Genomic DNA, 10,513 nt, shown 5'->3' on the forward strand with positions numbered 1-10,513 from the left:
CGGTGAACGGTGTAACTTCCGATCTGGAAGCGACAGTTGATGACTAACGTGGCGAGTGACATCGAGGCCGGGGAGGCCGTGGTGAGTGGGACGGGTGCCGTGGAGTCCACCCGGCTCAAGGCGCTCAAGAAGGAGAACGCCGAGCCCAAGCGGGCCAACGAGATCCTCAAGACCTCGGCGTCTTTCTTCGCGGCCGAGCTCGACCGGCCGCATACGCCCGTAGCCTTCATCGACGCGGCCGGCCGCCGGTGACTCGGAGGGCGTTTCCCCTCACACCCGACGGTGAGGCGCCTCCGGGGCGTCGGACGTGCCTTGCGGGTGCTGATGGATCTGGGGGGCCTGCTCAACGATCTCCAGGCGCCGCCGCTGTCGACGTATGCTGAGGGGGGTGACCAGGAACGTGCCTGCCACGAGTAGGTGAAAGCAGGCGTACCCGTAGTTGCGGGCGAAGATCTGTACCATGGCGCTCACCAGCCACAGCAGCGCGGCGGCCGCTGTCAGTCAACGCACCCACCGGCTCTGCTGGACGTTCAGCGTGCGGCGCTGACGTGTGGCGATGTCGATCGCGGCCGGCAGCTCGGCGGTGTCTTTCGGCAGTTCGCCGCGCTGTATACGGCGGCCCACCCGCATGTACCGGCTCGCGCTCAGTCCGAACTGCGCCGCTCGGCGCCGAGTCCACCACCACGCCCCGACGGCCGCCCCCAGGCCCAACAGGAGGAAGACCGCAGCGAACAGCAAGCCCTGGAGCATGCCTGCTTCGTCCTTACCGACGACCGCTCCCAGCAGGAAGCCTGCCAGCGCCACTGCCAACAGCGCGGCAAGGAGGATCCTCACCGCGCCCGCGCCTCCCGCACCCGCCCGTGTTTCACCGGCCGCCCCGGGCATACTCATCCCCCTTCACCTCGTGCCGTGCTTGACCGGCTACCCCGGTCGGCCTCCGACACTCCGGTGTCCCCGTCCGCTCCGGTCCTCGTCCCGGCTTCCGCTTCGGCAGCGCACCCACGACGCCTCCCGGAACCGGCCGTCCGCCGGTCGGTGTGCCGGTGCGGCTGAGGACCGTCGACAATTTCGGGGCCGTCGCGACGAACGCTCCGCCCGGTTCGCCGGTGGTCGCGGACAAGCAGGATGGCATGAACGGCACATGGGCGTTCGAGGACGTGGGCGGCGGGCGCTGCGGAATCGTCAATGGTCACGGCTCCGTCCCCACCGGGAACTTGAGCACCTGCTTCGCCCGGATCGACACCTGGAAAGGAAGTTTCCACCAGAAGTGGGAGGTCGTTCCCCTCGCGGGCGGCACCCACCGGATCAGGATCAGTGTTCAGGACTGCCCGACCTGCCACGAGGACTACAAGAAGCTCGGAGTGCGGACCTGCGACGGCTCCGAAGACCAGCGGTGGATCATCGGACGCCGAGCGTCGTGCGGTCCTCCCCGGCGAGACCGCTGGGGGACCGGGCACCGGCGGGGCACGACGTTCTGCCACCGATGCCGCCCGATCGAACGGCGTTCCTCAGGGCGTCGACAGGGCGACGGAGGGGGCTTCCGGCTCCGGTGGTGGTCGGCGCACCGGTCGATGCGGGTGTCCTTCGGCTGGAAGCTCGCTGTGGCTGCAGCGAGTTCCGAGGGGCCTGCCGATCGGTCCCCTCCGTGGAGGACAGCCGCTCGCATTCCCGCCGGGTCCGCGCGCAGCCGGAACGGGACCGGCGCCGAGGCGACGACGGGGATGTGTGTCCATGGAAGGGCCGCTGTCGCGCGACGCCCTGTGTATTGTCACCGCAAAGCGCATATATCGGTCATGGGACGTGCAGAGGAGCAGCCGGTGCCGACTGGTGCTACGCACACACGGCGGTGCGCGCTGCGCTTGCTCGTCCGCGAGGTGCGGGACGGTCTGCACGGCAGGCAAGTGGCCTTGGCGGCAGCGGGCGTCTCCTTCTTCGGGATGATCTCCGTCGTACCCCTGGCTCTGGTACTGCTCCGGCTGTGCGCGGCTGCGCTCGGCGGGGACGACACCCGGCGGGTCGTGGGGGGGATCGCGGACGCGCTTCCGTACGGGCACGGAGTGCAGACAGGACTGCGGACCCTGGCCGAGGCGGTGGTCCAGTTGTCCTGGCCTGCTCTCGCCATCGCACTGGTGCCCGCCACCCTGTACGGAGAAGGGCTGCGACGAGGCTTCCTGCAGGTGTCCCCGGTGGCGGCGGAGAACGACACGTTCACCGGCTGGCGGGGCAGGCTGGGCATGGTGCCGGCGCTGATGGCGGCCCCGCTTCTCATGGGCATCGCCCTGTACGTCGGTCCAGCGCTGGCCCGGCTGGCCGACGCCGACGGATGGCGTCCCGCAGTGTCCGCCTTCCTCTCCTTCCACCTGCTGTGGCTCCTGCTCTCAACGGAGGTGCTCCTGGTCTTCCGGTTCGTCGGCGTCGGTGTCGCCGGCTCCCGGGCGACGGTCCTGGCCGCGTTCGTGACGGGGGCTTTCCTGTGCGGTTTCCTCTGCGGCTTCGTGGTGTTCCTGGCCATCCCGGTCGACTGGAGCGTGCCGTTCGGCGGACTCGCCGTGCCCGGTGTCACCGTGGCGCTGGGGCTGTGGCTGTACCTGCTGCACGCGGTCGTGCTCGTCGGCTACCGGCTGATGCTCTGCCTGGACAGCCGCGCAGGCCCCCTTCTCGCGGTGCCCCGTCCTTTCCGGAGGAGCCGTACTCCGGGTGGTCACCTGGCCGGTGAGCCCGCCGCCCGGCCGTGGTCCGGAGCGACCGGGGCCGCAGGGGTGCGCTCCCACAGCCGCAGGAGGGTGTTCGCCGGACCCGGGGCACACGGCCGCGCCGACGCCCTGGCGCGGTGGGCCGAACTCCACGGAGGGTACGAACCGTCCGGCGGCGTTCTGGCCCCGACGTGGTTGGTGCTGGTCCAGCGCTGCGCCCGCACGCGTCCGCTTCGCGCCGTGCCGCCCGACCTCCTCTCGCTGGCCGGACCCCTCGCGGTCGCCGCCGCCGTGGGACCGGCGGCCGCGGGCGGCCCGTGGCCGTTGGCCTCCTGCGCGCTCGTCGTCCTGTCCGGTCTGTTCGACGGGCTGGACGGCGCGGTCGCCGCGGTCACCGGCCGGGCCCGCCCTCTGGGCGCTGTGGTGGATGCCCTGTCCGACCGGGTGGCGGACCTTCTGCTCGTCGTGATCCTGTACGTCCTGGGGGCGCCGGCTCCTTGGTGCCTGGCGGCCGCTTCTCTGGCTCAGCTGCACGAGTACGTGCGGGCCCGGGCCAACGCGGCGGGAATGCGCGGAGTCGGGGCGCTGAGCGTCGCCGAACGGCCGCTGCGGGTGGTGCTGTGCGCGGTCGCGTGTCTGGGAAGCGGCCTGCTGTCCGAGGGCGCACCGGGGACGGGATGGGACTGGGCGACGGTGTGCGCGGTGTGCTGGACGGTGACCGGAGCCGTCGGCTTCCTGCACCTGGCGGCTGGGGTGGCGCGGACGCTGAAGTAAGGGATCCGCGGAATCAGGCGTCGCCGATCTGCGCTGCGACGATCTCCGCCGACAGCGCCACCAGCGGAAGGCCGCCGCCGGGATGGGCCGACCCGCCGACGAGGAAGAGCCCGGGGACGGGGGAGCGATTGGCCGGTCGGAGAAAAGCGGCGCGGACGCCGTTGGACGAGGTTCCGTAGATGGCTCCGCCCGGGCTTGCGGTGGCGTTTTCCAGATCGAAGGGGGTGCGGGCCTCGTACCACAGCAGGCGCCGACGCACGTCCGTGCCGCGGTCGGCCATGACGTCCAGGATCCGCTCGGCGTAGGACTCCTTGAGCCCCGGGGCGGTCCAGTCGACCGTGCCGGGCGCTCCCCATGGTGAGTGCCGGGGGGCATTGACCAGGACGAACCACGCCTCATGCGCGTCGTCGGGACGCAGCGCGGCATCGTCCGGAGAGCTGATGTACACCGTCGGGTCGGCGACGGGACGGGCCGGAGCGCCGAAGACGGCATCGAACTCCGCGTCGTAGTTCACCGGAAACAGAACCCGGTGATGCGGTGTCCGGTGATGCCGCCCGCGCAGCGCGAGCAGGAGAACGAACCCGGCCAACGAGGACTGGACACGTGCGAGGGCGGTCAGAGGCCGGTGCCCGCGCCGGTCCGCTGCCAGGCGTCCGTAAAGGATCCCGGCGTCGACGCCGGAGACGACGACGTCCGCCGCTGCCGTGCCTCCGTCCTCCAGGCGGACGCCGGTGACGCCCTGGCCCGAGGTGTCCACCGCGGTGATCCCGCAGCCGTAGCGGAACAGCACCCCCAGATCGACGCACCGCTGTTCCACGGCCTCGGCCAGCAGACGAAGGCCGCCGGGCACGTACCAGGTGCCGTAGCGTTGCTCCACGTACGGGACCACCGCCATGACGCCGGGTGCGCGCCGGGGATCGGAGCCGCTGTAAGTGGCGTAGCGCTCCAGCCACATGCGCAGCCGGGGATCGCGCAGGTACCGTCGGCCGGTGCCCCGCAGGGTGCGCCAGGGAGCGACAGCCGCCAGGTCGCGGGGACGGACCGAGCGGCGCAGCAGCCCCGCCGGACCGCCGAGCGGACGCCTCAGTACGTTCTCGCCCACCAGCCGCCACAGCTCGCCGGAGGCCGCGTGCAGCCGGGCCCACTGCGCTCCGGCCCCCTCGCCCAGAGCATCGTCCAGCGCACCGGGCACCAGGCGCGGGTCACCGGGCATCGCCAGCCAGGTCCCGTCGGCGAACCGGTAGCTGCAGGCCGGTTCCACCGGTCTCAGCGGTAGGCAGTGCTCCATGGGGGCGCCGGTGTCCGCGAACAGCCGGTGATAGACCTCGGGCAGGGTCAGCAGCGACGGCCCGGTGTCGAAGGTGAAACCCTCTCGGCGCAGCGTGCCGAGCTTGCCTCCGCACACAGCCGCCCGCTCGTACACGGTGACGCGGTGCCCCTGACGGGCGAGCCGGGCGGCAGCCGCCAGCCCGCCCATGCCGGCACCGATCACGGCGACGCGGGCCATCTCAGCGCCACCCCCGCAGCGGCCTGCCCTTCCACGTCAACGTGGAACGGCGGTGGCCGAGCCAGGACCGTGCCGTCAGCGCCACCAGCAGTCCCACGGACACCGGGTGAGCCAGCGAGTCCGGCCAGCAACGCCCGCCCGTGCGCCGCGCGGTCAGCGCCCGCCCCGTCACGGCCGCGACGTATCCGGCCGCTCCCCAGCGCGATCCCCACAGCGCTGCCAACGGGGGCACCACGTAGGCCCAGACGAGGAGGGTGCACACCGCCGCCGCGCCGCCGCCGGATCCGAACGCCGTCCACAGGGACTTGCCGTATCCCTCGCGCAGATCACGCCAGCCGTCGTACATCCGGCACCTCGCGATCCGGCTGCCGTCCACGATCCCGCCCCGACCGCCGGCCCGCTTCAGCGCCCGGATGAGCGCCATGTCCTCGAGGACCTCGTCCGTGACCGCGGCGAAGCCGCCGCATTCGTACAGGGCGGTGGCGTCCACGACGAGGAACTGGCCGTTCGCCGCGGACAGCGCCGGCCGCGGCGAGCTCTCCGCCCGCCGCAACGGCAGTGCCGTGAGCCACGACCACTGCAGCAGTGGCTGGACGAGCCGGTTGGCGGGTCCCTCGGCGTCCTGGCGGGGGAAGGGGGAGACCAGGTCGAGCCCGGTCGAGCGCAACAGCGCCACTGATGACGCCACCGCATGCGGTGCGAGCACCACGTCCGCGTCCACGAAGACCAGCACGCTGCCCCGCGCGAGCGACGCGAGCTGGTGGCAGGCATGAGCCTTGCCCGGAGAACCCGGCTTCGGTGCCGTGCCGCGCACGACCCGGGCGTGCCGGCACGGTCCGCACAGGCGGCGGACCACGTCACCGGTGTCATCGGTGGACTGGTCGTCGAGCACGATGACCTCTGTCCGGGGCAGGTGTTCCTGCGCCAGCAGCGACCGCAGTGCGGGACCGACCCGGCCGGCCTCGTTGCGCACCGGCATCAGAAGAGACACGTGCTCGGTCACCGGCGGCGGATCCGTCGGCGGAATCCGCAGAACCGTGCTGTTCCAGGCGCTGTGCGCGCTGCCGGCGGCCGCCAGCACCGTCCCCGCCGCGATCATCGCCCGCACGGGGCGGAACCGGCTCACCCCCGTCTCCCGACGGCGCCCGCCATCCGCACGGCCAGCGGCACGGCGACCAGGCCCATCAGCGTTCCGCCCACCAACGCCACCTGCGGGCGGCCGAAGAACACCAGGCAGGCCAGCACCGAGGAGGCGTAGGTCCACAGATACAGCACGAGGGCAGGGCCGTCGTGCCCGCCGCTCCCGGCGGATCGCCGCACCGAGCGCCCGGTGGCGACGTCCACGGCGGCGACCATGACCACGGACACGGCCACCCACCCGACGAAGTTGGTCAACGGCACGCCCTCCACGCCGGGAAGCGCCGGGCGGGGGTCCGACCAGATCCAGTGACCGGCATCAACCATCTGCGGGTCGAGGAAGACGTCCCAGGACGCCAGCGCCCATCCGCCGATCACCGCCGTCCGAACCCGGGCCGGGCGCGCCCGGGCGCGCCCCCGGCCCCCGGCCAGTACGCGTCCGGCCTCCAACGCGGGCCAGGCCATCATGACCCAGGCGAGAGGCACCACCACCGGCACCCCCGCCACGCTCGGCCCCAAAGAGCCCGTGTAGTGATAGGCGCCGAACGGAAAACCCGTACGCACCCCCACGGCTTCCACCGCCAGGCCCCCCAGCCCCGCCACCACGAACAGCGCCAGTGGGCCCCGGACACCGTGCCGCAGCGCGGCGGCCGCGAGGGACGCCAGGCAGAAGACCACCACGCCGACGACGGTGAGCGCATCGCGCCGTGGACCGGAGACGAGCGGGTAGGGAATCTGGCACAGCACGGCGGCCGCAGCCAGTAACCAGACCGCCCGCCGACCGCTCCGGGGCCCGCGGTGCAGCCCGGGCCGTTCCTGTACCTGAACCATGCCGTGAGCATAGGAAAACGACCCGGTCCCCCCACCGCGGCGGCAGGAACGGCACCGGAAGCTTCACCGGTACGGACCACACGGCGGCGCGGCACCCGCGGACGCCTCCCGTACGGGCCCGAGACTGGACGGACCGCGCCGCACCACCCCGTCCGGCCGGCGACAGCAGTGAGGAAGCGGTCCAAGAATGCCCCACAGACTGTGCGGAAACCACTCCCCCGTGGCGGACAGGCCCGGACGGGACCGGCGCGCGGTACGGATCAGCGTCGCCACGAACAGCCTCCCGCCGACTTGGCGGACGGGGCCGCCGCCCCGTATCGGGGTCGTCGGCGGCGGCATCGCGGGGGTCACGGCCGCCGTCGCCCTGGCCGAGCGGGGCATGACGGTCGACCTGTTCGAACAGCATTCCCACCTCGGCGGGCGTCTGGCCGGCTGGCCGACCGCACTGCGTGACGGTTCGACCGCGACCATGTCCCGCGGCTTCCACGCCTTCTTCCGGCAGTACTACAACCTTCGCGCGCTGCTGCGACGCATCGATCCCGGCCTCGACCTCCTGACACCCGTTGCGGACTATCCGCTGCTCCACGGTGCCGGGCACACGGACACCTTCGCCGGTCTGCCGAGGACACCCCCCTGGAACGCGGCGGCCTTCATGATGCGCAGTCCCACCTTCCGCGCCGCAGACCTCAGGACGATCGACGGGCGCGCCGCCCTCGAACTGTTCGACGTGGGCGTACCGGAGGTCTACCACCGGCTCGATCACCTCGACGCCCGGTCCTTCCTGGAACAGGTCCGCTTCCCGGCGAGCGCCCACCACCTCGCCTTCGAGGTCTTCTCCCGCAGTTTCTTCGCCGACCCCGCCGAACTCTCGGCTGCCGAGCTGGCCGTCATGTTCCACATCTACTTCCTCGGCTCCAGCGAGGGGCTCCTCTTCGACGTTCCCCGGCGGACCTTTCCGGCTGCCGTATGGAACCCCCTGCGCCATCATCTGCATCGGCTCGGAGCCACGGTCCATACCGGCACCGCCGTGTCCGCGGTCCTGCCCGGGCGGCAGCGGCGGTTCACCGTCATGACCGGGGCAGGAGCGGCGACCGGGGAGCACGCCGTCGACGCCGTGGTACTCGCCGCGGACACCCGGGGCCTGCAGCGCATCGTCGAAACCTCGCCGGCCCTGGGCGGGCGGGAATGGCGACGACGGATCACGTGCCTGCGCAGCGCGCCGCCCTTCTTGGTCTCGCGCCTGTGGCTCGACCGGCCGCTGAACGCGGACCGGCCCGCCTTCCTGGGCACCGGTGGCTTCGGTCCCCTGGACAACATCAGCGTGCTCGACCGCTACGAGGACGAAGCACGGGCGTGGGTCCGGCGAAGCGGCGGATGCGTCGTGGAACTGCACGCCTATGCCCTGCCCGACGTCACCGACCTGCGGCGGGTGCGGGAACGGCTGACACGGGAGATGCGACGGATCTATCCGGAGACGGCGAACGCCACGGTGGTCGACGAGCGCCACGAACTCCACGCGGACTGCCCGCTGTTCCCTTCCGGAGGATTCGGGGACCGCCCTACGGTGACGACGCCGGATCCCTGCCTCGTCCTGGCGGGCGACCTGGTGCGCGTCGACCTGCCGGTGGCCCTCATGGAGCGGGCGGCCACCAGCGGCTTCCAGGCGGCGAACGCCCTGCTGGCCCGGTGGGGGGTGCGCGGACACGATCTGTGGAGCGTTCCCGGGGGAGGCCGCATGGCCCTGCTGCGTGTCATGAGGGCGCTGTCGGCACGGCAACGGCGCACGGTGAAGCGCCGCGTACCGGACGCGGCCATGCCGTGACGGTGGAGCGGTACCGGCGCGCTGGGGGTGGGGTTCGGCCTTCCTCACTGGACGACATGACCACGAGAGATCCTGCGGCGCGGCTGCTGCGGCTGCTGTCACTGCTCCAGTCCCGCACCGACTGGCCGGGACCGGAGCTGGCCGGCCGGCTCGGTGTCAGCACCAGGACCATCCGCTCCGACATCGAACGGCTCCGCAACCTCGGCTATCCGGTGGCGGCCACTCCCGGCACGGCTGGTGGCCACCGGCTGGGGTCCGGTGCCCGGCTGCCACCCTTGCTGCTGGACGACGAGGAGGCCGTTGCGGTGGCGATCGGCCTGCGTACGGCCGCGGCCCAGGCGGTGGGCGGCATCGAGGAGACGTCTCTGCGGGCGCTGACCAAGCTCGAACAGGTGCTGCCGGCCCGGCTGCGCCCCCGTGTGGCCGCGCTGGCGGCTTCCACGGTGCCTCTGCCGGGGAACGGCCCGGCCGTCGACGGTGACGTGCTGACGGCGCTGGCTGTCGCCTGCCGGGACCGGCGGCGGGTGCGGTTCGACTACCACGATCACAAGGGGAATGCCACCTTGAGAGACGTCGAACCGCACCGCCTCGTGTCGACCGGGCAACGCTGGTACCTGGTCGCGTGGGACATCGATCGCAACGACTGGCGGATGTTTCGCATCGACCGGCTGCGGCCACGCACGCCCATGGGGCCGTCCTTTCCGGGCCGGTCTCTACCGCCGGGGGAAGCCATCGACTTCGTGACCAAAGGCGTGGCCTCAACACTGGAACCTTGCCGTACGGTCGCGACCGTGCACGCGCCGGTGACGGCCGTCAGCGAACGGGTACCGCCGGTGGCCAGGGTCGAGCACCTCGACGACCAGCGATGCCTTCTGCACATCGGCGCCGCCGCGCCGCTGACGCTGGCCGTCTACCTCGCCGCGCTCGGCCTGCCGTTTACCGTGGACGGGCCCCCTGCGTTGCTGGAAGCGTTACGCCGGATGTCGCAGCACTGCGCGGGCGCCGTATCACCAGCCACACCGGCAATGAGCGCTTCCCAACCTCGCGCTGACGCGTGGTGAAGGCTGATGAGGAGGACCCGCACGGTGCCGCGGGTGGTCGCCACCGGCGAGCTCGCTCCTACGGCGCTGCCCACCGCGAGGTCATGTCCTTCGTCGAGCACCGTTCCCACAAGGGTCTGAACAACAGGGCCGGGAGCAGCCACCAGCCGGCCAGGCAGCGCGAACCTGCGATGAGGGGTTCTCGCAGTACGGGTGGAACCCAGCGGTTCCTGTCCGTGTTCAGCGGCGTCTCGCCCCGCTTCGGGCCCCGGCGCCAGCCGATGACCGCACCCGGACGCCGGACCGAAATGATCAACCGCTTCGCCGTCCGGAACCGCATCACCGGTACCGCCGCCGTGTCCGGAACCGCGTCACCGGTACCGCCGCCGTGTCCGCAACAGCCCGATCCGGGATCGGCAGCGGGCCCACCACCCCCCGGCACACCCTCCGGCACCCGGACGGCCGACGACATGACAGCGCCCCACGAGCCCCCGCCCTCGCCGCGCCCCTCGACCGCCTGCCCCGCACCGTCCCGGAGCGCCGTGCATCGGCCTCACCGTCCACCCGATCGCCCGTCGCGGCGTCCCCGCGTCGTCGAGGCGGCGTGGAGAGGAAGCGGATTTCACCCGTTCGGCCCCCCGCTCGAGCGGTCGGCCGCCCGGTGGAACGCATCCATCGGGCACGTTCCAGCGCGTCACCCCGTGAATAC

Annotated in this window: 8 protein-coding genes and 1 pseudogene; 5 read left to right on the forward strand and 4 right to left on the reverse strand. The window is 72.1% G+C overall.

Going from position 1 to position 10,513, the window contains the following annotated elements:
- The first annotated feature begins 39 nt into the window (after window positions 1–39).
- Window positions 40–252, forward strand: coding sequence for a hypothetical protein (locus KYY02_RS22475; protein ID WP_371240622.1), 213 nt, complete (start codon window positions 40–42; stop codon window positions 250–252).
- A gap of 249 nt (window positions 253–501) precedes the next feature.
- Here KYY02_RS22475 and KYY02_RS22480 read toward each other — a convergent pair whose 3' ends face one another.
- Entirely contained in the window at window positions 502–891 is a 390-nt protein-coding gene (locus tag KYY02_RS22480) for a hypothetical protein (protein WP_371240624.1), read from the reverse strand.
- Between the two features lie 926 nt (window positions 892–1,817).
- Here KYY02_RS22480 and KYY02_RS22485 point away from each other — a divergent pair.
- A complete protein-coding gene (locus KYY02_RS22485) occupies window positions 1,818–3,467 on the forward strand; it encodes a YhjD/YihY/BrkB family envelope integrity protein (RefSeq protein WP_371240626.1) in 1,650 nt (549 codons plus the stop codon).
- Between the two features lie 13 nt (window positions 3,468–3,480).
- On the opposite strand, the gene KYY02_RS22490 is transcribed toward KYY02_RS22485, so the two are convergent.
- From KYY02_RS22490 to KYY02_RS22500, 3 genes are read right to left on the reverse strand one after another with little or no spacing between them, the layout of a single operon-like run.
- On the reverse strand, window positions 3,481–4,974 hold the full coding sequence (locus tag KYY02_RS22490; RefSeq protein ID WP_371240628.1) for a phytoene desaturase family protein: 1,494 nt from the start codon (window positions 4,972–4,974) through the stop codon (window positions 3,481–3,483).
- Between the two features lies 1 nt (window position 4,975).
- Window positions 4,976–6,100 (reverse strand): glycosyltransferase family 2 protein, encoded by a 1,125-nt coding sequence (locus KYY02_RS22495; RefSeq protein ID WP_371240630.1) that lies wholly within the window; start codon window positions 6,098–6,100, stop codon window positions 4,976–4,978.
- The gene (locus KYY02_RS22500; RefSeq protein WP_371240632.1) at window positions 6,097–6,942 is read right to left on the reverse strand and encodes a carotenoid biosynthesis protein; all 846 of its coding nucleotides are present in this window, start codon (window positions 6,940–6,942) and stop codon (window positions 6,097–6,099) included. The genes KYY02_RS22495 and KYY02_RS22500 overlap by 4 nt, the downstream gene beginning before the upstream one ends.
- Before the next feature lie 187 nt (window positions 6,943–7,129).
- Between KYY02_RS22500 and KYY02_RS22505 the strand changes: the two genes are divergently transcribed.
- The 3 genes and pseudogenes from KYY02_RS22505 to KYY02_RS22515 all read left to right on the forward strand — a co-directional run.
- Entirely contained in the window at window positions 7,130–8,764 is a 1,635-nt protein-coding gene (locus KYY02_RS22505; RefSeq protein WP_371240634.1) for an FAD-dependent oxidoreductase, read from the forward strand.
- A 56-nt stretch (window positions 8,765–8,820) separates the two neighbouring features.
- A complete protein-coding gene (locus KYY02_RS22510; protein WP_371240636.1) occupies window positions 8,821–9,825 on the forward strand; it encodes a helix-turn-helix transcriptional regulator in 1,005 nt (334 codons plus the stop codon).
- Window positions 9,826–10,163 (forward strand): annotated as a pseudogene (locus KYY02_RS22515) (DDE-type integrase/transposase/recombinase); the annotation flags it as partial.
- Window positions 10,164–10,513: the final 350 nt, after the last annotated feature.

This window comes from Streptomyces pimonensis (assembly GCF_041380215.1).
Taxonomy (GTDB): Bacteria; Actinomycetota; Actinomycetes; order Streptomycetales; family Streptomycetaceae; genus Streptomyces; species Streptomyces pimonensis.